We start from the raw sequence: 23927 nt of genomic DNA, 5'->3' as shown, positions 1-23927 counted from the left end.
CGGGTTGGCAGTTCGCATCCGGACAATCCATGACCGACAAACAGGCTCTGCGATCCGGGATGCGCGCGCGGCGAAAGGCCCTGGCGCTTGCGGCCCCCGATGCCGCCGACCGGCTGGCCGGGTTTGCCGATGACCTGCCGGGCGCGGTGGTCCATGCGCTCTACCTCCCGATCGGGGCCGAGATTGACCCGCGCCCGCTGGCGGCGCGGCTGGCCTATGAAGGCTATGACCTCTGCCTGCCCGTGGTCACCGCCCCCGACACGCCCCTGATGTTCCGCTGGTGGCGCCCCGGAGATGACCTCGCGCCCGACGCGGCCGGCATACCGGCCCCCTTGCCGTCGGCGCGCGAGATGCAGCCAGAACTGATCCTGACGCCGCTTCTGGCTTTCGACAGTTTGGGCGGGCGACTGGGGCAGGGCGGCGGCTATTATGACCGGACGTTTGCAGCCCGGCCCGAGGCCCTGCGGGTGGGCGTGGCCTATGCGGGGCAGCGGGTCGAGCGCCTGACGCTGCTGGATCACGACATTCCGCTGCATGGCGTTCTGACCGAGACGGGCTATACCGCCTTCCCATGACGCGCACCTGTTCCTCCCGGTCGGCCGCATGAGGCTGGCATTCTTCGGCGATGTGGTCGGAAAGTCCGGCCGCGACGGCCTGTCCGATCATCTGCCCGGCCTCAGGCGTGACCTGAAGCTCGACTTCGTGGCCATCAATGCCGAGAACGCCGCAGGGGGCTTCGGCATCACCGAGAACACGGCCCGCGACCTGTTCGACGCCGGGGCCGATGTGCTGACGCTCGGCAACCACAGCTGGGACCAGCGCGAGGCCCTGACCTATATCGTGCGCGAGCCGCGCCTGATCCGGCCGGTCAACTATCCCCGGCTGATGGATGCTCCGGGGCGGGGCGCCGACGTGTTCACCACATCGGATGGCCGCCGCGTGCTGGTGATCAATGTGCTGGGCCGGGTGCATATGGACCCGATGGATGACCCGTTCAGCGCAGTCGAACGAGAGCTGGAGGCCGCCCCTCTGGGCGTCGTCGCGGACGCCGCCATCGTCGACATCCACTGCGAGGCGACCAGCGAGAAGATGGCCATGGGCCATTTCTGCGACGGGCGCGCCAGCCTGGTCGTCGGCACCCACACCCATGTGCCGACCGCCGACTGCCAGATCCTGCCGGGCGGCACGGCCTATCAGACCGATGCGGGCGGCTGCTGCAACTATGACTCGGTGATCGGCAACGACAAGGAAGAGCCCCTGCGCCGCTTCACCACCCGGCTGAGCGGTGGCCGCTACCAGCCGGCGTCAGGCCCCGCGACCGTTTGCGGTGTCTATGTCGAGACGGATGACCGCACCGGGCTGGCGACGCGTGTCGAGCCGATCCGCGTCGGCGGACGCCTCAGCCAGGCCGTGCCGGCGATCTGAGCGGGATCAGCGCCGGCGGCAGGTCTGGCGGACGCGCAGGGCCATGGCGCGCTCGCCGGCTTCCGACGCCACGCGGCGGGCCTCGCGGCACTCACCGGCGTCCATGAGGGCCTGAACCCGCTCGGCCAGGGCCACCCGTTCGGCGCCATAGGCTTCCTCGGCTTCCTCGACGGTCATTTCCTCGGGAGCCCCGCGACGGAAGGCCTCGCTTTCATAGCGGCGGTCCTGATCGGCTCCGGAGAGGCGACCGATCGCTCCGCCAGCGGCCTGCTGGGCAGATTGGCCGGGGGTGCCTCCCCCGGCTTGGGCCAGCGTCGGTGAGGCGACGGCGAGGGTGGCGGCGGCACACAGCACGCCGGTCAGGGTCAGGGACAGTCGCATGGGGTCCTCCCGCAATATTCGGCTCACTCTGACTCCCGGTTGCGCCCGTGGCAATCCGTCCTAGAAACCCTGCCGGAAAAAATAGGTCGTCCGCTCACGGATCAGGCCACCTTCGAGGCGATAGGCGTCGGCAAAGCGCTCGTGGATCGGCGCCCCGTCATGCCCTCGGCCCTCGACCAGACCCATGGCGACCACCCGATCCCCCTCGCACACCATGTCATCGATCAGGATCTGCGAGGTCTTGGCGCTGCGATGACGGCGATAATAGTCGACGACCGCCTCGCGCCCCGAGAGAACGGGTTGGCCCGGGCGGCGGTAGATCACCTGCGGATGAAGGCAGGCTTCCAGCACGTCGTGGTCGCCCATCTCGATAGCCGCCAGCGACCGCTCGACAATGGTTCGGGCCTTGAGCGTCATGGGGCAGCCTCCAGTGAGATCTGTGCGTCGCCATGATCCTGCTGACAGGCGCAGTGAGCGGCGCTAGCGTCAGGTATGCCCAGTCTTGCCGACCTGATCCATCCCGTCAGCCCTGATCGTTTCCGGAACGAAATCGAGGGGCGTGTCCCCCTGCATATTCCGGCCGAGGGGGCGGCAGCGGAGGCGCGGCGAGGGCTGTTGGACTGGGACACCTTCAACGGACTGTTGAACCAGAGCTCGATCTGGACCCACTCGACCCTCAAGCTGGTCCACAGCGGACAACCGCTCGACCCCGAAACCTATTGCTCGGAAGTCCAGTCCATGTCGGGGCCGGTGTTCCGGCCGTCACCGGCCCGTGTGCAGGTGATGGCTGCCATGGGGGCGACGATTGTTGCCAATGACGTCGGTGCCCTGACCCCCGCGCTCAGGGACATCTGCGCGACCCTGCGCCATGCCTGGGCGGCGTCGGTCGCGGCCAACATCTATTGCTCGTTCAAGGGGGTGCAGGGCTTCGGCCCCCACTACGACACGCACGACGTTTTTGCGGTCCAGACCGAGGGCGAAAAGGTCTGGCGCCTGTACCGCAATCGCGAGCCCGATCCGGTCGACTATCCGGGGGAGGGGGAGGAGGTTCGGCGATATCTCGCCTCGGCCTGCGGTCCCTTGATGCAGGAGGTCCGCATGCGGCCGGGCGATGTCCTCTATGTGCCGCGCGGCTGGTATCACGACGCTCTGGCGGTGGATGGTCCCTCGCTGCACGTCACCCTGTCGATCACGCCGCTCTATGGACGGATCCTGTTCCGCCTGCTGGAATCGGCAGCCATGCAGGACCCGGCCTTCCGGGCATGGCTGCCTCCGGCCAGCCGGGAGGGGGGTAAGCCGCTTTCGGATCAGCTGACCGATCTGGGCCAGCGCCTGGCCCGTCTGGCCGCCAGCCCGGCTTTCGCCCAGGAAATCGCCATGACCCAGGAGCGCCTGATGGGGCGGGGCGCCGACTATCGCCTGCCGGAGCGTCCGGCGCTGACCACCTATGCGCCGACGGGGCTTCTGCCGCCTGCGGTACGGGGACCCGCTGCGGTCGCCATGGAATGGGCCATGGCCCAGCCCCGGTTTGCGCTCGAGGACATGATCGCCCAGTTCGATTTCGTGCCGGAGACGGACATGCGCGCGGCAATCGAGGCGGGCGTCAGGGCCGGTGCTCTGAAGCCTGTTCAGTAGACGAACACCCGGATGCAGAGCCTGCATCCGGGTGCCGAAAGGATGATCTGGTCCGAAGGTCAGACCAGATCGAAGCGGTCCGCATTCATCACCTGAACCCAGGCCGCCACGAAGTCCCGCACGAACTTCTCGCCTGCGTCGGCAGAGGCATAGACCTCGGCCAGGGCACGCAGCTGCGAGTTGGAGCCGAACACCAGATCGGTCCGGGTGGCGGTCCAGCGCTGTTCGTGGGTGTCGCGGTCGGTGCCGACGAAGGTCTCGTCCGAGTGATCGTCGACCTGTTTCCAGGCCGTGCCCATGTCGAGCAGATTGACGAAGAAGTCGTTCGTCAGCTGACCCGGGCGGTCGGTGAAGACGCCGTCCTTCGAGTCCTTGTGGTTGATGCCCAGCACCCGCAGGCCGCCCACCAGCACCGTCATCTGCGGCGCGGTCAGCCCCAGCAGTTGCGAGCGGTCGATCAGCAGCTCTTCGGTCGGCACATTGAACCGGACCTGCAGATAGTTGCGGAATCCGTCGGCGCGGGGCTCCAGCCAGTGGAAGCCCTCGACCTCGGTCTGCTCCTGCGAGGCGTCGGTGCGGCCCGGCGTGAAGGGCACCTCGATGTCGTGGCCGGCGGCTTTCGCGGCCTTCTCGATTCCCACCGAGCCGCCCAGGACGATCAGGTCGGCGATCGAGACAGTCTTGCCCGAGCTGGCCTTGATGTCCTCATAGACCTTGAGCACGCGCGCCAGCTTCTCAGGCTCGTTGACGTCCCAGTCCTTCTGCGGCGCCAGACGGATGCGAGCCCCATTCGCCCCGCCCCGGTGGTCCGACCCGCGGTAGGTCGAGGCCGAGGCCCATGCTGTGCGGACCATGTCGGCGATCGACAGGTCCGACGACGCGATGGCGCCCTTCAGGTCCCGGATATCGGCATCGCTCAGCGTCGGGCCCTCATGGGCCGGGATCGGATCCTGCCAGATCAGGTCTTCAGCGGGCACTTCCGGCCCGAGGTAACGGGCCTTGGGCCCCATGTCGCGGTGGCACAGCTTGAACCATGCGCGCGCGAACTGGTCCGCGAAGTAGGCCGGGTCGGCCCGGAACTTCTCCATGATCTTGCGGTAGTCGGGGTCGAATTTGAACGCCATATCGGCGGTGGTCATCATGGTCGGCACGCGCTTGCCGGGCGTGTGAGCAGCCGGCGCCAGGGTGTCGTCCGGATTGCCGACCGGCTGCCACTGCTTGGCTCCGGCGGGGCTGCGGACCAGTTCGTAGTCGTGGTCCAGCAGCATGTCGAAATAGGTCATGTCCCAGGTGATGGGCGTCGGAGTCCAGGCACCCTCGATGCCGGAGGTGATGGTGTGGTCGCCCATCCCGCTCTCGTGGCCCGAAACCCAGCCCATGCCCTGCTGGGCGATGTCCGCGCCTTCGGGGCTGACCCCGACCTTGGACGCATCGCCCGCGCCGTGGGCCTTGCCAAAGGTGTGGCCGCCGACCGTCAGGGCCGCCGTCTCCACATCGTTCATGCCCATCCGGCGGAAGGTCTCGCGGATGTCACGGGCCGACTGGAGCGCGTCGGGCACCCCGCCGGGGCCTTCCGGATTGACGTAGATCAGGCCCATCTGGATGGCGGCGAGGGGCTCCTCCAGCGCCATGTCCTTGTCGGGCTGGATGCGGGTCTCATTGCCCTCCTCGCCGACCCACTGTTCCTCGGTGCCCCAGTAGACGTCCTTCTCCGGCTCCCACACGTCAGCGCGACCGCCGCCGAAGCCGAACACCGGTCCGCCCATGGACTCGATGGCGACATTGCCGGCCAGGATCATCAGGTCCGCCCACGACAGGCTGGCCCCGTATTTCTGCTTGATCGGCCACAGCAGGCGCCGGGCCTTGTCGAGGTTGCCGTTGTCCGGCCAGCTGTTCAGCGGAGCAAAGCGCTGTTGACCGGCTCCGGCCCCGCCGCGTCCGTCGGCGGTCCGATAGGTGCCGGCCGAGTGCCAGGCCATGCGGATGAAGAAGGGCCCATAGTGGCCATAGTCCGCCGGCCACCACGGCTGGCTGTCGGTCATCAGGGCATGCAGGTCGCGCTTGACCGCCGCATAGTCGAGCTTCTTGAACGCCTCGGCATAGTTGAAGTCGTCGCCCATCGGGTCGCCCGACTTGCCCTGCTGGTGGAGGATGTCGATGGCCAGATGGTTGGGCCACCAGTCCCGGTTGGTTCGCCCCAGCAGCGAACGCTTCGCTGCGCCTTCCTTCTTCGGATTGCTGAGCGGATCGCCTGCGTTGCCGTCCATCGGGTTCCTCCTTTTTCTTGTCCGGAGGTCCACCCTAACAAAGGTCTGGAAATAGGCTTAGTCTATTTTATTGATCGCCGTCATAAGGAAGACTTATTCCTTTCGTCGCGCGATGATCCCGAAGGAGGTCGTGGCAAATCCGGCCAGCGCCAGCCTCAGGTGCGGCTCGGGCAGGTAGGGCGGTACATCGACGAAGGTGTCGACGGGGCCGCCTCCCGCGTCGAAGTCGAGCGGAGCCACTTCATGCCCCGCATCGGTGAGCCTCCCGGCCAGCGCCAGCAAATCCTTGCGGCGGTAAAGGACAGTCCCACCGCTCTCCAGTGTCCGTACGTCGGACGTCAGGTTCAGCTCGGTCGTGTGGACGGCGAAACCTCCGGGTTTGAGGGTATCCAGCGATCGTTCGATGAAGGTCATGCCGGCCTCCAGGCTGCCCAGATGCTCGAGGGCGCACGCGGACCAGCAGAAATCGTAGCCCGCAAGGCTGGAGGGGATGGCGTTCATGTCGACAACCTCGAAATCGACGGCCTGTTCGAAGACTTCCGGATCGCACAGATCCGGCCGGGCCAGGGCAGCCTTGCCCTCGGCGTGCTGGTCCGTGGCCGTCCAGCCGGCGTCGGCAGCCGCTTCGGGGGCAAGGTCGGTCGCGGTGATCCGGCAGCCCCGCGATACGAAATACGCCGTCAGCGGCTCGCGCCCCACGCCGAATCCGAGTCCCCGGGCGCCGGCACGCAGCAGTCGCCGTTCATGAAGAGCCTGGGCGATGTAGACGAACTCCCACAGCTTCCGGTGATAGCGAAGCCGCTCCCCGAGGCGATCGCTCCAGTAAGAGAACCAGGGCGTCTCGAAGTCGGCCTGCCGACAGGGTCGCGACTGGTCGAAGACGTCCGTGCCAGGCTTGCGGTCTTCGCGCAGCTCGGGCTTGCCCAGCCACAGGCCATCCTCGGGCAGCCGGAGGGCCGCCATCGCGCGGACCTGCTGTTCCAGCTGGTCAACGCGGCGCCGGAGCGCCTCGAGTTCGCGCCGCTGCTGATCCGGTTCGTCTGCGATCGTCATGTGTCAGGATTAGCAGACGGGGAGGGCGGGTCGAGCCGACAAATCGCCGAGCGCGCACGTTCGCAGTTGCAAAAGGGGCGTCCGCGCCACATCTGGCCTGAATGCAAACGCCCGACCTCCCGCATGCCGCGCCTCGCCGGGGCCCGGGCTTTCCCGAATTCGTCGCCCTGATCGCCATGATGATGGCGCTGAACGCGCTGGCGATCGACTCCATGCTGCCGGCGCTTCCGGCCATCGGGGATGCGCTGAATGTGGCCTCCGAGAACTCGCGTCAGTGGGTGATCACGGCCTATCTGCTGGGGTTCGGCGTAGCCCAGCTGATCTACGGGCCACTGGCAGACCGGTATGGGCGGAAGCCCGTCCTCATGGCTGGCCTCGCCCTCTATGTGCTGTTCAGCGTGGCGGCGGCCTTTACCACCACCTTTGAGGCCCTGATTTTGGCGCGGCTGGGCACGGGCCTCGGCGCCGCCGCCCTGCGTGTACTGGCGGTGTCGATCGTGCGCGACCGCTACCAGGGGCGGACCATGGCGCGGGTCATGTCCCTGAGCTTCCTGGTCTTCCTCGGCGTGCCGATCCTCGCACCGACCCTGGGACAGCTGATCCTGCTGGTCGCGCCCTGGCGGTGGATCTTCGGCGTGCTGGCGCTGGCGGGGTCGGGCTTCATGCTGTGGGCCCTGATCCGTCTGCCCGAGACCCTGGCACCCGAGAACCGCCTGCCGATCCAGGTCAGCCGCATCACCGAGGCCTTTCGCGCGGTGGTCAGCGACCGGCTGTCGGTCGGCTACACCCTGGCCATGACCGCCATCACCGGCGCCCTGTTCGCCTTCATCAATTCCAGCCAGCAGATCTTTTTCGACGTGTTCGGCGAACCCGAGCTGTTCACCACCGTCTTCGGCTTGATGGCCGGGGGCATCGCCGTTGCGTCGCTGACGAACGCCCGGCTGGTCGAGCGGCTGGGCTCGCGGCGCCTGTCGCATATCGCCCTGATCGGCTTCATCAGCTTCGCCGGCATCCATGCGGGTGTCGCCCTGTCGGGGCACGAGAGCCTGATCAGCTTCGCGGTGCTGCAGGGCCTGACCATGTTCTGCTTCGGCTTCATCGCGGGCAATTTCGGTGCCCTGGCCATGAACAATATGGGCCGCATCGCCGGCACAGCCTCGTCGGTGCAGGGCTTTGTCTCGACGACCTTCGGGTCGCTGACCGGTTTCCTGATCGGCCAGCAGTTCAACGGTACGGCCGCGCCCATGACGATCGGCATCACCCTGTGCGGCACCCTGGCCCTGACCGCCGTGCTGGTGGCCGAGCGGGGGCGGCTGTTCAGCACGCAGGAAGCCGAAAGCGCCCCGGCCTGAACCCGGCGCGCTTGACCTCGGGCGACCGGAGGGGTTGGGTTCGCCGGAACGAAGCGCGCGGATGGTCCATTGTCCGCCTGCGCCCCCGGATCATAATCATGAGGAAACCCCGATGGCCTTCAAGCTCGCGTCTGCATCCACCCTTGCCCTCGCGGCGGCCATGGGGCTGACCCTGGCCGGCTGCTCGACCCTGACCGGGTCGCCGGCGATGCCGGTTGACGGCGCTGTCGTGGCGCCGTCCGGGGTGGAGTGGGTTCAGGATGTGCACTCCTATGCCCGCCCGCAGATCGCGCGGGTCGGCCATGTCGACCTGGACCTGACGGCGGACTTCGACCGCAAGGTCCTGTCGGGCGAGGCGACCCTCGACATCAGCGGTCAGGCGGGCGCCGACCAGATCATCCTCGATGTGCGCAATCTCGACATCGCCTCGGTGACCGACGGCGCCGGGCGCGCCCTGCCGTGGCGGCTGGGCGCGGACGATCCGATCCTCGGCCAGCCCCTGACGATCGACCTTCCCCCTCTTCGGGCCGATGAGACCCGCAAGCTGGTGATCTCCTATGCCACCCGGCCGGACGCGGCGGCCCTGCAGTGGCTGACGCCCTCCCAGACGGCCGGCGGTGAGAAGCCCTATCTGTTCAGCCAGGGCCAGGCGATCCTCACGCGGACCTGGGTGCCCACCCAGGACAGCCCCGGCATCCGCCAGACCTATTCCGCCCGCATCGTCGTGCCGTCCGACCTCAAGGCGGTCATGAGCGCCGAAAGCCTGACGCCGAACGGCGAACCGGCCGGAGCGGGCATGACGGCCTACCGCTTCCGCATGACCAATCCGGTCCCGCCCTATCTGATCGCCCTGGGCGTCGGGGACGTGGCCTTTGCCGATATCGACGAGCGCACGGGTGTCTGGACCGAGCCGTCCAAACTCCGCGCCGCGCATGATGAGCTGGTGCCGACCGCCGACATGGTCGATGTGGCCGAGGACCTCTACGGACCGTACCGCTGGGGCCGCTATGACCTGCTGGTCCTGCCGCCGTCCTTCCCGTTCGGCGGCATGGAAAATCCGCGCCTGACCTTTGCCACCCCGACCATCATCGCCGGTGACCGCTCGCTGGTGTCGCTGGTGGCGCACGAACTGGCCCACAGCTGGTCCGGCAATCTGGTGACCAACGCCACCTGGGACGACTTCTGGCTGAACGAGGGTTTCACCGTCTATTTCGAGAACCGGATCATGGAGGCGGTCTACGGCCCGGACCGCGCCATGCAGGAGCAGGTGCTGGGTTATGGCGATCTGCTGGACACCATCGCCGACCTGCCGCCTGAAGACACCCGGCTGAAGCTGAACCTCGCGGGGCGCGACCCTGACGAGGGCATGACCGACATCGCCTATGAAAAGGGTGCCCTGTTCCTGCGCACGATCGAGCGCATCGTCGGTCGTGACCGGTTCGACGCCTGGCTGCGCGGCTATTTCGAGCGGAACGCCTTCCGACCGATGACGACCGAACGCTTCCTCGAGGACATCCGGACGCACCTGGTCCAGGGCGACCAGGCGCTGGAAGATCGCCTGATGATGGATGCCTGGATTTATCAGCCCGGCCTGCCGTCGAATGCGGTCGCCCCGCAATCGGATGCCTTCGTGCCGGTCGATACCGCAGCCCGGGCGGTGTTCGTCGACGGGGCGCCGCCGCCGCGCGCCCTGTGGGACGGCTGGAACACCCAGCAGCGCCAGCGCTTCCTGGCATGGCGGCCCGAAGGTCTGGAGGCCGGCCAGGACTGGCTGACGCCCGCGCAGCTGGCCGCGCTGGACGAGACTCTGGACCTGTCGCAGGAGGGCAATGCCGAGGTGCGCTTCGGCTGGCTGCAGATCGCCTTGGCGCATCGGTATGAACCGGCTGTCGCCAGCGCCGAGGAGTTCCTGATGGGCATGGGTCGGCGCAAATTCGTCCTGCCCCTGTTCACCACGCTCTGGAACGAAGGCGACTGGGGCCGTCCGATCGCGACGCGGATCTATGCCAAGGCACGGCCCCTGTACCACCCGGTGACCACGGGCTCGGTCGATGCGGTGGTCGGCATCCCCGACTGACCTCCGGGTCAGCAAGGCGAAAGTTTGACGGCGGCTGTCCCGGGGGCAGCCGCCGTTTTCCTACGGTTCGTCCATCAATGCGGCGGATGCGGCCACAAGTATACGCATTTCTGTCGCAATTAGCCGAACGCCGTATGTGGCAAGAATCCAACGGTTACGGTGATGTAATCGTTCGGCCTTGGAACTGCCCGAACCCGTGCATACTTGCCTCTCTGCCAGTCGGGATGGCTGGTAACTGATCAACGATAAAAAGGAACTACCTCCATGCGTAGTCTTCTGCTCTCTGCCGCCGCCCTGTCGCTGATGGCCGCGCCGGCCATGGCCCAGGACCCCGCCTCGAACGTTTACGGCACCGTCGGCTACACCCAACTCGACGCCGATGGCGTGGACGTGGGCGCCATCACGGCCCGCCTCGGCACCCGATTCACTCCGAACTTCGGCATCGAAGGTGAAGCCTCGGTCGGCGTGAAGGACGAGGATTTCATGGTCGGCGCCACCTCGGTCACCGCCGAGCTGGAATATGACGCCGCCCTCTATGGCGTCGGCTATGTGCCGCTCAGCCCGAACTTCGAACTGTTCGGCCGCGTCGGCTACGGCACCACCAAGGTGAAACTGTCCAGCGGCCCGACCTCGGCCTCGGACAGCGACGAAAGCTGGAACTATGGTGTCGGCGCCCAATATTCGTTCGACGGCCAGAACGGCATTCGCGCCGACTGGACCCGCCGCGATTTTGGTGACGACGGCGAAGCCGATGCCTGGTCGCTGAACTACGTCCGCAAGTTCTAAGGATCGGCCTATCCCGACCTCGAAAGGGCCCCGGCGTCTTGCCGGGGCCTTTTCTACAGTTGGATCAGAAGGTTGTGCTTTTCCTGACACAGGGGAACCGTTCTGTTTCAGTCATCCGACGTACGCTGACGATTTCGACTTCCCGTGGTTTCCGAAATCGGGAAGAGGACCCGCGTTGCCATTCCGGCAATGTTTTGGGGGGTCCCATGCGTCTGTTTATTATCGCGGCTGCGGCCGCTTCTGCCGTTGCCGCTCCTGCCGCGGCTCAATCCAGCTTCGACCCGCAGATTTCGGTGTCGGCTGGCTACGCCCGTTACGTGGACGGCAGCGAGGACTGGGACGGTCACACCGCCACCGGTCGCATCACCGCGCGCCTGCACCGCTATGTCGGCGTCGAGGGTGACTTCGCGGTCGGCCTCGGCTCGTCGGATATCGCCGGCGTCGACGTCACCATGAACTCCAACATCGCCGGCTACGTCGTCGCCTACTGGCCGGTCGACCCGAACCTCGATCTGACCGCCCGCGTGGGCTACGGCTCGACCGAGTTCGAGTTCGATTTCGGCGGCGGCACGACCGTGACCGAGAGCTTCGACGGCATGGCCTTCGGCGTCGGCGCCCAGTACTATTTCGACGAGCACAATGGCGTGCGCTTCGACGTGACCCGTCACGAGTACAACGACATCGACGGTGGCCTCGACTCGGTCGGCATCACCTACGTCCGTCGCTTCTGATACCGGCTATCCGGACAGCACAATGGCGCGTCACCTTGCGGTGGCGCGCCGTTTTTGCATTCCGTGATGTCTCAGGCCAGTTCGGGCTTCAGCGCCCAGCGCATCGAGCCTTCGCCGAACGGGCGGAAGAACAGGTCGCGATAGCGCTCGAACACCTCGATGATCTTCTGGGCCAAGTCCTGGGCGACGGTTTCCCCGCGCTGGCGCTTGAGCGCCGCGACACACTGCACGACCTGGGTCTGATGACAGGACCCGCCCATACTCTTGAGAACGGCGGCCACATCGCGCGCAAGCGGTTCCTCGATCCGGGCCATCCAGGGGCCTTCGAATTCAGGGGCGGCAAATTGGGTCATGGATCTGGGCTCCCGTCACGACGCCAAGACTTGAGATACCCGTTCGCAAAAACACCCGGCACGTGCAAGCGGCGCCGTAAAAAGTGATCGAAAAACGTGTGTCAGGCGCGTTTGCGCACGAACACCGTTCCCGCCGAGTAGCCGGCCCCGAAGCTGCAGATCAGGCCTACATCGCCCGGCGCCATCTCCTCCTGATGCAGGTGGAAGGCAATCACGGATCCCGCCGAGGATGTATTGGCGTAGTCGTCCAGGATGATGACGTTCTCGCCGGGCTCCGGATCGCGGCCCAGCACCTTGCGGCCGATCATCTCGTTCATGTTGATGTTGGCCTGGTGCAGCCACAGACGCTTCAGGCCCTTGGGGTCCAGGCCCAGCTCGCCGGCATGGTCCACGATCATCTCCGAGACCATGGGCACCACGTCCTTGAACACCTTGCGGCCCTGCTGGACGAACAGCTTGTCCGGCTTGCCGATGCCCTCGGGCGCGGCATTGTTCAGGAAGCCGAAATTGTTGCGGATGTTGTTCGAGAAGACGGTCTTCAGCCGCGTGCCCAGAATCTCCCAGCCGCCCGGACCGGCCTGATCGCCGGCCTCGATGATCACGGCGGTCGCCACGTCCCCGAAGATGAAGTGGCTGTCGCGGTCCTTGAAGTTCAGATGGGCCGAGCAGACCTCCGGATTGACCATCAGCACCGCCTTGACCGAGCCCGAGGCGATGAAGTCGGCCGCCGTCTTCAGCCCGAAGGTCGCCGACGAACAGGCAACGTTCATGTCAAAGGCAAAGCCCTCGATGCCCAGGGCCTGCTGAACCTCGATGGCCATGGCCGGGTAGGGGCGCTGCATGTTCGAGGCGGCGCACAGCACGGCGCCGATCTCGCTGGCCGGCTTGCCCCAGGCCGCAAGGGCCTCCTGCGCCGCCTTGACCGCCATTTCCGCCAGGATCGACAGTTCGTCGTTGGACCGCTCGGGCAGATGGGGGACCATCCGCTCGGGGTCCAGCACCCCGGTCTTGTCCAGCACGAAGCGGCTCTTGATACCCGAGGCCTTCTCGATGAACTCGACCGAAGACGGCGTCAGCGCCTCGCGCGTGCCAGCGGCGATTTCGTCCGCGTGGCGGGCGTTTTCACGCTCGGCCCAGGTGTTGTAGGCCTCCACCAACTCGGCGTTCGAAATGGACTGGTCGGGGGTAAAAAGGCCGGTCGCAGCGATGACGGCGGTCGGGGAAGAAGCGCTCACAGGCATGTCCGTATTCTGATGCTGGTCCTCAATAGGCCGGGGGACGCCCGCGGTCGAGGCTGGTCAGCAGTCCGGTGATCCAGCGCTGCATGCCGCCGAGCCGGGCAGCCCCGGAAACCGGCCGCGCGCCCGCCAGTTCGCGGGCCAGGTCCTCGGCCTCGCAGGGGTAGCCGTCGCCGGTCACATACAGCGGATAGCGGATCAGGGCCTCGGCGATCAGCGTGTCCAGGTCGACCCTGCGCGTCCGGCGCGGGAAGGTCAGGGCGTCCTCGGTCAGCCCCCACCCCGCATAAAAGGGCCGCCCGAAGGTCAGGACCCGCTTGCCCCGCAACAGGGCCTCAAACCCCGTCAGCGAGGTCAGGGTGGCCAGCACGTCGCACGCGTCGAGACAGGCGGTGATCGACAGCCCCTCGGCCCGCGCGTCCACCAGCCTGGCGGTCCGAGCGTCCAGTCGTCCGGGGCGGTTGCCGGCCACCGTGTCCGGATGATCGCGATAGATGAGGAAGGCGTCCGGCAACCGCTCCCGCACTTCCCGGACCAGCCCGGCGTTGGTGCGAGTGTCCTCGCAGCCCAGCAGGATCGAGCGGTCGTTCTCGACCTGGCCTACGATCAGCACGCGTGGGCGGTCGGTCGGCCAGTCGGTCGGCGGGGCTTCTCCACCCAGATTGTATTTGCTGAGCCCCCCTTCGATCAGCGCCCGACGCAAGGCCTGGGCCCGCACCCGGTCGGCGGCAGGGGTCTGTCCGGCCTCAAGCGCCGCCTCGAGAGCCGAGGGCTGGCTCCCGTCGAAATGGATGCCCAACGGGTCGAGCACCGCGGACAGGGCCGGTTGAAAATCGGATCCCAGCCCCTTCGAGCGCAGGAAGCCATCCTCCATCCGCCACAGCGGCACGCCCGCCGCCTTGGCGGTCGAGGCGACCTCGCGCGTCTCCTTGCCCGCCCAGACGACCAGGCGCCCGCCCCGGGCCCTGGCGGCCTCGACGGCGCGGTCGGTGGACGAAAAGAACGCGGTCTGGCCCAGCGGCGACTGCAGCAGCCGCTGCACAGCCCCCCGCTTGGCCGGCGAGAAGCCCACGCAGGCCGAATAGCCCGCCAGCCGGCGCGCCCGGTCTCTCTGGGTGACCAGACGCTCAATCGCGGCCTCGGCCGTCGTCGGCGTGCCGGTGACCGGATCGACATAGCGGGCCTGAACGATCAGGGCGGCGGCCACCAGCACCTCCAGCGACCGCGCCACGCCTCGGCGCGGCACCGACACATGGTCGGTGGTCAGGCCCCAACCGGCGTGGAAGGGCAGGCCGAAGCACTGCACCGGCAGGCCCCTGATCAGGGCCTCGAAGCCCAGCCCGCTCGACACGGTGAAGACGGCATCCACCTGCGGCAGCAGGGTGTCCAGCGCCATGTCGTCGACCGCAATGGCGTCGGTCATGGCGGCCTCTGGCAGGCACCCGGCCTTCAGTCCCGCGACCGTCGCGGGGTGGCGCCGCACCAGCAACTGCCCGGTCCCGACGGCCTGTCGCGCGGCCTCCAGCATGTCCGGGAAGCTGTCCCGGGTCGCCAGCCCGCCCGCGATGGAGGCATCCCCCTCCGTCTGGTCCACCACCAGAATGCGCGGTCCCCGTGTGGCCGGCAAAGTCCGGTCGGTGCGCCCAAGACTCGTCTTGGACAGGCCGGTCTCGCGCAGCCGCTCGATCAGCCGGCGGGCGCGGGCCTCCATGTCGGAATCGAACCAGGACTCGGGTTCGCGGATCAGGGTCTCAATGCGCGAAGGTCGACGCGCGTCGTGATGCACCCCCATGTCGTCGACCAGAAGGCTGTGCGGCGCGGCCCCCGCCTCGCCCAGTCCGACGGACCGCAGGAAGCCGTCCTCGAGCGCCAGATGCGGCACCCCGGTCTGCTCCGCCCAGGTCCGACCGACCAGCGATGTCCCCTTCCGGCCCCATCCGACGACGGCCCGCGTGCCCGGTGTTGGGACGACCTGCAGCCGGTAGTCGGGCAGGAAGGCCGCCAGCCCCCGGATCTTCCAGAGCCCCGGCGCCGAAACCCAGGCAAGGGGCCTGTCGTCGCTCATTCGCGCGACTGGGCCTCCACCAGGGCGTCATGGCGCGCCAGCAGGCGTTTGGCCTGCTCCAGATGCAGCCGCTCGACCATCCGGTCGTCGATCCGCACCACGCCAAGGGCCTCGGCGTCCGGCGACGAAAAGGCCTCGACGATCTCGCGCGCGTGGGCCACGGCGGCCGCATCGGGCGCGAAGGCGGCATTGGCGGTGTCGATCTGTGACGGATGGATCAGGCTCTTGCCGTCAAAGCCGAAGGCCGCGCCCTGCGCACATTCGGCCGCAAGGCCGTCGAGGTTGTCGATGCTGTTGTAGACGCCGTCGATGGCCAGATTGTTCGACACGCGCGCCGCCGCCACGATCATCGCCAGCCAGGATTTGATCGGTTCGCGGTCCGGGCCCAGCGTCGCCCCCAGCGCCACGGCAAGGTCGTTGACCCCGGGCATAAGGGCGTCGATCGGCGCTTCGCACTGGGCGATCTCTTCCAGATTGAACAGGGCGCGGGGCGTTTCGATCATGGCCCAGAGGGAGGTGTGCCCCCCCATCGCGCGCGAGACGGCCTTGATCTGGGTGGCCCGCTCGACCTTGGGCAGCACGATCAATTTGGGCTCGACCTCGGCCAGGGCGCGGGTGTCCGCCTCGCCCCAGTCACTGTCATGCGGATTGATCCTGACCCCGACCCTTGGCCGGAATCCGCCTTCCCGCAGGGCTTCACAGGCGGCCTCGCGCGCGGCCTCCTTGGCATCGGGCGCCACGGCGTCTTCCAGATCCAGAATGACGATGTCGCAGTTCAGCCCCCGGGCCTTGGCGATGGCGCGCGGGTTCGAGGCCGGTACGAACAGGACGCTGCGGCAGGGGCTGGGCGTCATGGGTCTCAGACCCGGCCTGTCACGGGCACCAGCGCCCCGGTCATCGCCTTCGAGGCCGGCGAGGCGAGGAACAGCATGACCTCGGCCAGATCCTCGACCTTCACCCAGGTGCCCGGGTCGGCGTCGGGCATGTCCTTGCGGTTCTGGGGAGTGTCCAGAATGGACGGGAGGACGGCATTGACCGTGACCGAGGTCGACTTCGTTTCCTCGGCCAGGCTTTCCGTCAGCCGGTGGACGGCGGACTTGGAGCCCGCATAGGCGCCCATGCCCATGCCGCTCTTCAGCGCACCGGCCGCGCCCACATTCACGATCCGGCCCTGATCCGAGGCCTTCAGATGGGGCAGGGCGGCCCGGCTGGCGTTCAGCGCGGTGACAAGGTTCATCCGGTACATCCGGTCCCAGGCGGGGTCGGCGTCATCCACGGTCTGCCAGACAAAGCCCCCGGCGATGTTCAGCAGGGCATCGATCCGTCCGAAATGGGCCTGTGCCCGGTCCATGGCGGCCCGGGTGGCATCGGCGTCGGTCAGGTCGACCCCGCTGATCTCAAGACAGGCATCCGACCCCATCGGCTTCACATCGGCATGGTCGATGGCTGCGACCTTCAAGCCCCGGTCCAGAGCCGCGCGAATAACGGCCTGGCCGAGTTGGCCCTGTCCGCCCGTGATCACCACGACCCTGTCGCTCATGCCTTCAGTCTCCTCGTTTGCCGGACCCGGACCATAGGGCCCCCGGCCCGTCGATCAAACCGCGAAGGCCCGGGCGAGCAGATCCTCGAGGGCGGCCTGATCCACGGAATCGAACGCCGCCTTGTCGGTGGAGTCGACATCCAGCACCGCGATCAGCTGGCCCGCGCCGTCCCGTACCGGCACCACGATCTCGCTGGCCGAGCGGCTGTCGCAGGCGATGTGGCCCGGAAAGGCGTGGACGTCCTCGACCACCTGGGTGTGGCCCGTCGCCGCCGCCGCACCGCACACGCCCCGCCCGAACGGAATGCGCAGACAGCCCAGCGTGCCCTGATAGGGGCCGACCACCAGTTCATCGGTACCGGCCGCCCGCTTGTCCTCGTCCACGACGTAGAAGCCGGTCCAGAAAAAGCTGTCGAAGGCGTCGTGCAGCATCGAGGCCACCGTCGCCATGCGGGCCGTCCGATTCGGCTCCCCCTCCAGCACCGCCATGATTTCGGCAGTGACCTCGGCATAGCGGGCCGTCTTGTCTGCGGGGCGGTCGTTGCGGGCGACATAGGCCATGGCGCGATCCTCAGAGGTTGAAGCCGCTCATATAGGGCGCGCGGCCGCGGCCGGGGAGGGGCAAATCTCTCGCCCGAAAGGGGAATCCGCAGGCAACTGTCTGGGGAAAAGTCCAGCTTGGACACAATGTGGTCACTGTACGGCAACGGTATGGCGCCAAGCGCGTTAACCATATCGCGATGTTCACTGGACCGATCGTCCAGATTGGGAAAAGGTTAACGTCGCGCAGCCTTCGGGCGCTGCGAGGGGTGTGGGGGAAGATGAGCGATAACAGCGGGCGCAAGGGCATGCGGGGCGGAGCGGGACCGGTCGCGATCGCGGCTGTGGCCGTGCTGTTGATTCTCGCCCTGCTGTCGATGGCTGCCTGCGGTGAGCGGGCGCCTGCCGTGTTCCGCCGTGCCGACACCGCCAACCCCTGTCCCCGTCCCGCCAATCTAACCGGATCGGAATTCAACGCCCAGGAGACCGGCATTCGCGCGCTGCGCCGCGCGGCCTTCCGGGGTGACTTCTTCGCCCAGCTGGAACTAGGCGGGCGATATGCGGCGCTCCGGGCCACCGACAAGAACCTCGAGGATCCGATCGAAAGCTCGGTCTGGCTGGCCATGGCGCTGGCCAATGAGGACGGCTTTGCCCCCATCAACCGCGTCGAGCGCGGCATGTTCGGCGGCTGGCGCCCCCTTTCCAAATACGACGACTGCCGGGCGTGGGAGCGTCAAAACGCCTATCAGCGGCTGAACGTCCAGCTGTCGCGCATGACCCTGACGGAACAGGAAGAGGTGCGCGATCGCGTGATCTACGTCCTGTCGACGCAAGGCGCGGACGGCTATCGCACCCTGGCCCGTCTGCATGACGCCCTCTACGGCCCCTTCGGCGAGCCGCAGGACAACCTCCAGGCCCGCGAGGCCATCGGCCGCGGCTCGGGTCGCGACCGCCGTCGGGGCGGCTACCCCGCTGCGCTGAACCTGTTCCAGAGGAATGAGGTCGACGCCTATCTCTACAACTATCTGGCGGTACAGACCGGCGATGTCGGAGCCTTTGTCCTGATGAAGGACTTCGAGAGCTCCTCGCCAGGCCGCGCCCAGTACAGCGGATTCGTCGAGACCAAGGCCCGTCAGTGGGTCCCGCCCTTTGAATTCTATCCCAATGACGCCCCGGCCTCGGGTGTGCCCTTCTCTGACGAAAGCCGCCCGCGCGGCGACGCCTATGAATATGCCCTGTCGCGGGTGACCGAACTGCCCTTCGTCCACGTCGGCCGCGCCATCCGCTATCTCGGCATCGCCGACCGTGCCGCCACGCGCCCCGAAGACCTGTCCAAACGTGAGATCGAATCGCTGGAGGCCGTGCTGGGCCATCCCATGGAAGGGCGCCTGTCCTATCTGGAGCGGGTGCGCGCCATCCAGCTGGCGGCGGTCAATGGCTCGTCCGAGGCCCAGCTGGTCCTTGCGGTCATGTACTCCGAGGGCATCGGCGTGCCGCCCGACTATGCCCGGGCCTATTTCTGGTACGAGGAGGCGGCCCGCCAGGGCAGCCCCGAGGCCAAGTTCGCCCTGTCGACCTTCTTCGCCCTGGGCGTCGCCGGCGTCGCCGATCAGGACAAGGCCGAGGCCGTGGTCATGCGCATCGACTCGGCGCTCGCCGGGTTCGCGCCGTCCGTCGCCCGCCTGCAGGCCGTCCTGTCCCAGGTCTCCCGTTCCCAGCAGCGCCGTTAAGGAGGGCGTTGAGACATGATCACGTTCCGCACTGCCCTCCGGCTCCGTTCCCTGATCGCCCCCGCGCTGGGTCTCGCGGTCGCTGCATCCGCCCTGTCTCTGGCCCCGCAGGCCAAGGCCCAGGAGGCCGCCCGCGTCGAGAGCGAGACGCGGCCCAATTTCGGCATCCTGCTGGACCCGCCGGCGCCGCGCCGCAGCCGCGCGACGACCCACCGCCGCTGGACGGGCCGAGACTATCGCCGGGACTATCATCCGGGACCGCATGACGGACGCCCCTATCCCCCGGGCGGCGAGCAGATCGTTCTGGTCGACTGCGGCGGCAATCCGGGATCGGGCGCGATCGAGGACGCCGTTCGCCGGGTCGCCCCGGGCGGCACCCTGATCCTGCGGGCGCGGGGCGGGGCCTGCGTCGGCTGGCTGAACATCGACAAGCCCCTGACCATCATCGGCGAGGCGGGCTTCGATCCCCGCGACTGGAACCGGCAGCCCGCCGCGACCCTGCAGGCGCCGGACGGCCTGCCCTGCATGACTGTGGCCCAGGGCGTGCGTGTCGAGGTGCGCGACGTCGTCTTCTCGTCCCAGCGCGCAGGCGATGCCGCCTGCATCATCGGCTATGGCGCCCAGGTCCTGCTGAACCGCGTCGGCATGCGCCACGTGGGGGACGAGGCCGCCATCTATATGGACGGCGGTCTTCTCGACATCCGCAATGCCGTTCTGGAGACCCAGACGGTCGCCCCGGCCATCGTGGCCGACGGCGCCTCGCTAACGGCCTGGGAAGTGGTCGTGACCGGCGCCCATGTCGGCATGGAGCTGATCCCGGGCGCGGGCCAGACCGCCCGCGTCGACTCGACCACGCTGAAGGGCATCGGCGCCCCCAATGCCTTCGGGCCGCGTTCGATCGGCATGATCATCCGCTCCGGCCGGGACTATGGCCGGGTCGAGGTCACCAACACCGCCATCTGCGGCTATGTCGAGGGTGTAGCCGTCGAGGGCGCCTCGGTCGACATCCAGGGCAGCCGGATCTGCCGCTCCGACAAAGGTGTCGTCGTCTACAACGGCGAGCTGACCCTCAATGACACCCGCGTGCGGGCCGACAGCGTCGGCGTGGCCGTGGCGTCCGGCCGGGCCGTGATCACCAACAACGTCTTCGCCGGCGTTCACGAAGTCATCTATGCCGAGAACCGCGCCAGCGTAGAGGCCAGCGGCAACCGCGTCTGGTCGCAGCACGTCTGCCGCGCCCGCTTCCGCGAACGCACCCGCGGCCGGTATGAGCCCTACTGGTCAGGCGGTCAGGGCTGGGAGTGCGTCTATGGCTCCTACCCGCGCGACTGGTGGGAGGAAGAGGATGGCCTGCTCGGCTTCGACTACTATGACGACGGCTATTCCTTGCAGGGCTATGACACCTACCAGGACGGCTACGGCTGGTACGACCGGGACGGACGCTACATCCAGGACCGCGACTACTACGGCGACGACCGCTGGGCCGAACCCCGCCGTCGCGGCTTCTGGTAGAGCCCTTACGCCTGCTGAAAGACGAGCAAAGTCCGTGGCCTGTACGCACGTATAAGGCGTCTGCCTTTTGTGGCGCGGTTGTTTTCTGCTAGCGGTAGGCTCTGTATCCAGACGCCGGGGGGCGACATGCTCAGAATTCTGCTCGTGATCGGGCTCTTCCTGTTTGCGGCCCCGGTCGCGGCCCAGGATGCGCCGGACAGAGGCCCGGTCCCCGCCTGGGTCCAGAGGGAAGCCGGGTCCCCCGTGACCGGCCCCGCCGAGCGCGGGCGCGGCCCCATTCAGATCCGGCTGCTGGACCAGCAGATCTGGTTCGAGGACGGGCGTTCGCATGCCTCCATTCGGGCGGCCTATACCCTCAGCTCCTCCCAGTCGCTGGGATTGGGTACTGTCTCGGTGGCCTGGAACCCGGCCTTCCAGACCGTCACCGTGCACGAGGCCATTATCTGGCGCGGCGACGAGAAGATCGACGTTCTGGCGGATCAGGAGTTCGAGATCCTGCGCCGCGAGGAGAACATCGAGCGCTCCATGCTGGACGGCGTGCTTACCGCCGTGCTGCAGCCCCGCGGTCTGCGCGTCGGGGACACGATCGAGTTCAGCTACACGATCACGACCCACGATCCGCTGGTCCAGGGCCACGTCGAGCAGATGGCCGCCATCAACTTTCCGGTGCCCATCGACCGGGTGCGCTTCCGGGCAAGCTGGCCCGCAGAGCTGGACATGCGGACGCGCGGCAGCCGCTTTCTGGACCTGCCCACACCCCGGCGGGTCGGCGATCGGTATGTCGTCGAGCTGGAAGAGCGCGACCTGCAGCCCGTCAAGGTGCCCGAGGGGGCCCCTGCGCGCTTCGCCCATGTGCGCCAGATCGAACTGACGGACTATCAATCCTGGGCGGATGTTTCGGCCCTCATGTACCCGATCTTCGAGGCGGCGTCCGTCATTGAACCGGATTCGCCGCTGATGGCCGAGATCGACAAGATCCGGGCCGCCGGGGGGTCACCCGCCGAGCAGGCGGCCGCCGCCCTGAGACTGGTCCAGGACGAGGTGCGCTATGTCGCTCTGGTGATGGGCAGCGGCGGGCTGGTGCCCACCTCGGCCGATGAGACCTGGCGGAACCGCTACGGCGACTGCAAGGCCAAGACCGTCCTGCTGATCGCCATTCTGCGCGAACTGGGAATCGACGCCCGACCGGCGCTGGCCAGCTTCCAGTATGGGGACGGGCTTGATCAACGGCTGCCCATGCTCAGCCTTTTCGATCACGTCATCGTCCGGTCCGAGATCGACGGCGAGGTCTACTGGCTGGACGGCACCCGCAACGGCGACCGCAACATCTCCGATGCCTCGGTCCTGCCCTTCGTCTGGACCCTTCCGCTTGCGCCGGAAGGCGCCGGGCTGGAGCCCATCGGTATCCGCTATCTGTCTCGCCCCCTGTCAAATCGCACCCTGCGCATCGACGCTTCGGCGGGCATCTACGCGCCGGCAAAGATCGAGGGCGAGCTGGTCGTTCGGGGCCCCGAAGTCGCCGTGTGGAGCGCGGGTCTCGACACGCTCGCGATCGACGAGCGCGATCAGATGGTCCAGCTGCTCTGGTTCGGAGATGTCGGAGGCGTGGACTACACCGAAACGGACGTTGTCTTCGACGCGGACGCCGCCGAGCTGACGTTCCGGGTGAAAGGCACCAGCGTTCTCGACTGGGGGCGGGGGGGCGGGACGCCCTATGCCCTGACCGTTCCTGGAAGCCAGCCGCAGCTGTACATCGTAACGCAGCGGGATGAAGGGCCGCTGGCAGAAGCCCCGCTTGCCACCGAGTTTCCTTACTACACCCGCACCCACACCACCGTAATCCTGCCGGAAGACGGGGCCGGCTATACGATCAAGTCGGGTGCGCTGGACCAGACCGTGGCCGGCCATCAGATTTTCCGGAGCGTCGAGATGACGGGCGACACCGTAGTCGTCGACCTGGTCGTGCGGGCTCTGGTGTCTGAGCTTGACTACGTCGAGGCCGAGGAAGGGCGCGAGGACCTTCAGGCCGTGATGGCCGACAAGGCCGTCGTTCAGGCGCCTCGCGGTTATCAACCGACCGAGGCGGATATGGCACTTCGCCAGCCGGCTGACGATATGACGGCGCGCGAGCACGTCACCCGGGGCGATATTCTTCTGCGGGGCGGGGACGTGGAAGGGGCCCTGGTCGAGTTCGAGCGCGCGGTCGAGCTCGAGCCCGAGAATGCCAACGCCTACGCCAACCGGGGCATCGCCCACATCGATGCCGGCAATCTGACCGAGGCGGCCGCCGACTTCGAGCGGGCTGCCGACCTCGATCCCTCCGAAGTCGTCGCCATGAATGGCCGGGGCCTCCTGGCCATGCGGGCCGAGGACTATGAGGATGCGGTCATCCAGTTCTCGCGATCCATCCGATACTCGCGGAACAACGTCTGGGCGCTGTGGCAGCGGGCCGAGGCCTATGCGAGGCTCGAGCAGTACGACAAGGCGATCGCCGATCTGGATTCGATCCTGGCGACCCAGCCTGACAACCAGTCGGTCCTGTTCACCAAGATCGGCTTGATGCGCCGCATGGATCAGGAGGACGAAGCCCTCGCCCTTCTGGAAGAGGTCATCGCGGCCAGTCCCGACGATACGGGGCTCCGCTGGGGTCTGGCAGATCTGCAGCTGTCGGCGGGCCGGAACGAGGCCGCCATCGCGACCATCGATGAGCTGATCGGCACAATGCCTGAGACGGACGCCTTGCTGCTCTCGATGCGCGGTACCGCCTACTATCGTCTCGGCGACCCGGTCCAGGGTGCTGACGACTTTGCCAGGGCGAGGGAAGCGGCGGGGGACGATCCGGACCTGCTCAACAGCGTGTGCTGGAACGCTGCCCTCGACAACATCGAACTGGAACAGGCCCTGGCCGACTGCGACGCCGCGCTGGCTGCGGAACCGGAAGGGGCCCACGTCATGGACAGCCGCGCCATGGTGCTGCTGCGCATGGGACGCTTCGAGGAGGCGCTGGCCCAGTATGACCGGGCGCTGGAGATCGCCCCCACGCTCGCGCCCTCTCTTTATGGCCGCGGCGTCGCCAAATGGGCGCTGGACCGGGAGGACTGGCAGGAGGACGTCGCCAGGGCCCTGTCCATCGATCCCGATGTGGCCCGTTCGTTCGAGACGGCAACCACGGTCGTCATCGCCGACATGCCGTCCCCGTCCGAAGACTAGGAAAGAGCAGGCGGGCCCTGTCGGCCCGCCCG

The 23927-nt window shown here is 67.5% G+C and carries 20 protein-coding genes; 10 read left to right on the top strand and 10 right to left on the bottom strand.

The window, feature by feature from the left end:
- Nucleotides 1-29: 29 nt before the first annotated feature.
- Together LC068_RS06410 and LC068_RS06405 are read left to right on the top strand one after the other, a co-directional pair.
- The gene (locus LC068_RS06410; RefSeq protein ID WP_226635576.1) at nt 30-575 is read left to right on the top strand and encodes a 5-formyltetrahydrofolate cyclo-ligase; all 546 of its coding nucleotides are present in this window, start codon (nt 30-32) and stop codon (nt 573-575) included.
- Nucleotides 576-603: 28 nt separating this feature from the next.
- Entirely contained in the window at nt 604-1425 is an 822-nt protein-coding gene (locus LC068_RS06405) for a TIGR00282 family metallophosphoesterase (protein WP_226635573.1), read from the top strand.
- Nucleotides 1426-1431: 6 nt separating this feature from the next.
- Here LC068_RS06405 and LC068_RS06400 read toward each other — a convergent pair whose 3' ends face one another.
- The gene (locus tag LC068_RS06400; protein ID WP_226635570.1) at nt 1432-1806 is read right to left on the bottom strand and encodes a hypothetical protein; all 375 of its coding nucleotides are present in this window, start codon (nt 1804-1806) and stop codon (nt 1432-1434) included.
- Nucleotides 1807-1866: 60 nt separating this feature from the next.
- Nucleotides 1867-2223, bottom strand: coding sequence for a nuclear transport factor 2 family protein (locus tag LC068_RS06395; protein ID WP_226635568.1), 357 nt, complete (start codon nt 2221-2223; stop codon nt 1867-1869).
- 75 nt (nt 2224-2298) lie between these two features.
- On the opposite strand from LC068_RS06395, the gene LC068_RS06390 reads away from it, so the two are divergent.
- Nucleotides 2299-3441 carry a cupin domain-containing protein gene (locus LC068_RS06390; protein ID WP_226635566.1) on the top strand — a complete coding sequence of 381 codons (1143 nt, stop codon included), beginning with the start codon at nt 2299-2301 and terminating at the stop codon, nt 3439-3441.
- 59 nt (nt 3442-3500) lie between these two features.
- Here the strand turns inward: LC068_RS06390 and katG are convergent, their stop codons facing one another.
- Together katG and LC068_RS06380 are read right to left on the bottom strand one after the other, a co-directional pair.
- Nucleotides 3501-5708: a catalase/peroxidase HPI gene (katG, locus tag LC068_RS06385; protein ID WP_226635564.1), complete on the bottom strand. Its 2208-nt coding sequence runs from the start codon at nt 5706-5708 to the stop codon at nt 3501-3503.
- Between the two features lie 93 nt (nt 5709-5801).
- Nucleotides 5802-6761: a class I SAM-dependent methyltransferase gene (locus LC068_RS06380; RefSeq protein ID WP_226635562.1), complete on the bottom strand. Its 960-nt coding sequence runs from the start codon at nt 6759-6761 to the stop codon at nt 5802-5804.
- Between the two features lie 101 nt (nt 6762-6862).
- On the opposite strand from LC068_RS06380, the gene LC068_RS06375 reads away from it, so the two are divergent.
- The 4 genes from LC068_RS06375 to LC068_RS06360 all read left to right on the top strand — a co-directional run bounded on the left by LC068_RS06375 (nt 6863) and on the right by LC068_RS06360 (nt 11707).
- Entirely contained in the window at nt 6863-8113 is a 1251-nt protein-coding gene (locus tag LC068_RS06375) for a multidrug effflux MFS transporter (RefSeq protein WP_226635560.1), read from the top strand.
- A gap of 112 nt (nt 8114-8225) precedes the next feature.
- A complete protein-coding gene (locus tag LC068_RS06370; RefSeq protein WP_226635558.1) occupies nt 8226-10190 on the top strand; it encodes a M1 family metallopeptidase in 1965 nt (654 codons plus the stop codon).
- A gap of 264 nt (nt 10191-10454) precedes the next feature.
- Entirely contained in the window at nt 10455-10976 is a 522-nt protein-coding gene (locus LC068_RS06365; protein ID WP_226635556.1) for a porin family protein, read from the top strand.
- Between the two features lie 206 nt (nt 10977-11182).
- Nucleotides 11183-11707 carry an outer membrane beta-barrel protein gene (locus LC068_RS06360; protein ID WP_226635555.1) on the top strand — a complete coding sequence of 175 codons (525 nt, stop codon included), beginning with the start codon at nt 11183-11185 and terminating at the stop codon, nt 11705-11707.
- A gap of 71 nt (nt 11708-11778) precedes the next feature.
- On the opposite strand, the gene LC068_RS06355 is transcribed toward LC068_RS06360, so the two are convergent.
- The 6 genes from LC068_RS06355 to LC068_RS06330 form a co-directional block, all read right to left on the bottom strand.
- Complete coding sequence (locus tag LC068_RS06355; protein WP_209118521.1) at nt 11779-12060, bottom strand: hypothetical protein; 282 nt, start codon at nt 12058-12060, stop codon at nt 11779-11781.
- A gap of 101 nt (nt 12061-12161) precedes the next feature.
- Nucleotides 12162-13295, bottom strand: a complete 1134-nt coding sequence (locus LC068_RS06350) for a beta-ketoacyl-ACP synthase III (RefSeq protein WP_226635554.1) — start codon at nt 13293-13295, stop codon at nt 12162-12164.
- Between the two features lie 28 nt (nt 13296-13323).
- On the bottom strand, nt 13324-15363 hold the full coding sequence (locus tag LC068_RS06345; RefSeq protein ID WP_226635553.1) for a capsular polysaccharide biosynthesis protein: 2040 nt from the start codon (nt 15361-15363) through the stop codon (nt 13324-13326).
- Entirely contained in the window at nt 15360-16217 is an 858-nt protein-coding gene (locus tag LC068_RS06340) for an HpcH/HpaI aldolase/citrate lyase family protein (protein ID WP_226635552.1), read from the bottom strand. Before LC068_RS06340 ends, LC068_RS06345 begins: the two co-directional genes overlap by 4 nt.
- A 5-nt stretch (nt 16218-16222) precedes the next feature.
- Nucleotides 16223-16903 (bottom strand): SDR family NAD(P)-dependent oxidoreductase, encoded by a 681-nt coding sequence (locus tag LC068_RS06335; protein ID WP_226635550.1) that lies wholly within the window; start codon nt 16901-16903, stop codon nt 16223-16225.
- Between the two features lie 54 nt (nt 16904-16957).
- On the bottom strand, nt 16958-17464 hold the full coding sequence (locus LC068_RS06330) for a GAF domain-containing protein (RefSeq protein WP_226635548.1): 507 nt from the start codon (nt 17462-17464) through the stop codon (nt 16958-16960).
- Nucleotides 17465-17724: 260 nt separating this feature from the next.
- Here LC068_RS06330 and LC068_RS06325 point away from each other — a divergent pair, with 260 nt between their 5' ends.
- The 3 genes from LC068_RS06325 (at nt 17725) to LC068_RS06315 (ending at nt 23895) form a co-directional block, all read left to right on the top strand.
- On the top strand, nt 17725-19173 hold the full coding sequence (locus tag LC068_RS06325; RefSeq protein ID WP_226635546.1) for a tetratricopeptide repeat protein: 1449 nt from the start codon (nt 17725-17727) through the stop codon (nt 19171-19173).
- 15 nt (nt 19174-19188) lie between these two features.
- A complete protein-coding gene (locus LC068_RS06320) occupies nt 19189-20685 on the top strand; it encodes a right-handed parallel beta-helix repeat-containing protein (RefSeq protein WP_226635544.1) in 1497 nt (498 codons plus the stop codon).
- A gap of 126 nt (nt 20686-20811) precedes the next feature.
- The gene (locus LC068_RS06315) at nt 20812-23895 is read left to right on the top strand and encodes a tetratricopeptide repeat protein (RefSeq protein WP_226635542.1); all 3084 of its coding nucleotides are present in this window, start codon (nt 20812-20814) and stop codon (nt 23893-23895) included.
- Nucleotides 23896-23927 lie beyond the last annotated feature (32 nt).

The organism is Brevundimonas poindexterae (genome assembly GCF_020524625.1).
GTDB lineage: Bacteria > Pseudomonadota > Alphaproteobacteria > Caulobacterales > Caulobacteraceae > Brevundimonas > Brevundimonas poindexterae_A.
Note: the sequence above shows the minus strand (reverse complement) of the source record. Positions and strands in the feature narration are given on the sequence as shown.

What these genes read in the sequence shown, in the direction of transcription:
- LC068_RS06380 (WP_226635562.1), bottom strand. Translation starts at nt 6,761, where the DNA reads ATGACGATCGCAGACGAACCGGATCAGCAGCGGCGCGAACTCGAGGCG.
- LC068_RS06325 (WP_226635546.1), top strand. Translation starts at nt 17,725, where the DNA reads ATGAGCGATAACAGCGGGCGCAAGGGCATGCGGGGCGGAGCGGGACCG.
- LC068_RS06335 (WP_226635550.1), bottom strand. Translation starts at nt 16,903, where the DNA reads ATGAGCGACAGGGTCGTGGTGATCACGGGCGGACAGGGCCAACTCGGC.
- LC068_RS06320 (WP_226635544.1), top strand. Translation starts at nt 19,189, where the DNA reads ATGATCACGTTCCGCACTGCCCTCCGGCTCCGTTCCCTGATCGCCCCC.
- katG (WP_226635564.1), bottom strand. Translation starts at nt 5,708, where the DNA reads ATGGACGGCAACGCAGGCGATCCGCTCAGCAATCCGAAGAAGGAAGGC.
- LC068_RS06400 (WP_226635570.1), bottom strand. Translation starts at nt 1,806, where the DNA reads ATGCGACTGTCCCTGACCCTGACCGGCGTGCTGTGTGCCGCCGCCACC.
- LC068_RS06395 (WP_226635568.1), bottom strand. Translation starts at nt 2,223, where the DNA reads ATGACGCTCAAGGCCCGAACCATTGTCGAGCGGTCGCTGGCGGCTATC.
- LC068_RS06375 (WP_226635560.1), top strand. Translation starts at nt 6,863, where the DNA reads ATGCAAACGCCCGACCTCCCGCATGCCGCGCCTCGCCGGGGCCCGGGC.
- LC068_RS06345 (WP_226635553.1), bottom strand. Translation starts at nt 15,363, where the DNA reads ATGAGCGACGACAGGCCCCTTGCCTGGGTTTCGGCGCCGGGGCTCTGG.
- LC068_RS06405 (WP_226635573.1), top strand. Translation starts at nt 604, where the DNA reads ATGAGGCTGGCATTCTTCGGCGATGTGGTCGGAAAGTCCGGCCGCGAC.
- LC068_RS06360 (WP_226635555.1), top strand. Translation starts at nt 11,183, where the DNA reads ATGCGTCTGTTTATTATCGCGGCTGCGGCCGCTTCTGCCGTTGCCGCT.
- LC068_RS06370 (WP_226635558.1), top strand. Translation starts at nt 8,226, where the DNA reads ATGGCCTTCAAGCTCGCGTCTGCATCCACCCTTGCCCTCGCGGCGGCC.
- LC068_RS06315 (WP_226635542.1), top strand. Translation starts at nt 20,812, where the DNA reads ATGCTCAGAATTCTGCTCGTGATCGGGCTCTTCCTGTTTGCGGCCCCG.
- LC068_RS06365 (WP_226635556.1), top strand. Translation starts at nt 10,455, where the DNA reads ATGCGTAGTCTTCTGCTCTCTGCCGCCGCCCTGTCGCTGATGGCCGCG.
- LC068_RS06355 (WP_209118521.1), bottom strand. Translation starts at nt 12,060, where the DNA reads ATGACCCAATTTGCCGCCCCTGAATTCGAAGGCCCCTGGATGGCCCGG.
- LC068_RS06340 (WP_226635552.1), bottom strand. Translation starts at nt 16,217, where the DNA reads ATGACGCCCAGCCCCTGCCGCAGCGTCCTGTTCGTACCGGCCTCGAAC.
- LC068_RS06330 (WP_226635548.1), bottom strand. Translation starts at nt 17,464, where the DNA reads ATGGCCTATGTCGCCCGCAACGACCGCCCCGCAGACAAGACGGCCCGC.
- LC068_RS06410 (WP_226635576.1), top strand. Translation starts at nt 30, where the DNA reads ATGACCGACAAACAGGCTCTGCGATCCGGGATGCGCGCGCGGCGAAAG.
- LC068_RS06390 (WP_226635566.1), top strand. Translation starts at nt 2,299, where the DNA reads ATGCCCAGTCTTGCCGACCTGATCCATCCCGTCAGCCCTGATCGTTTC.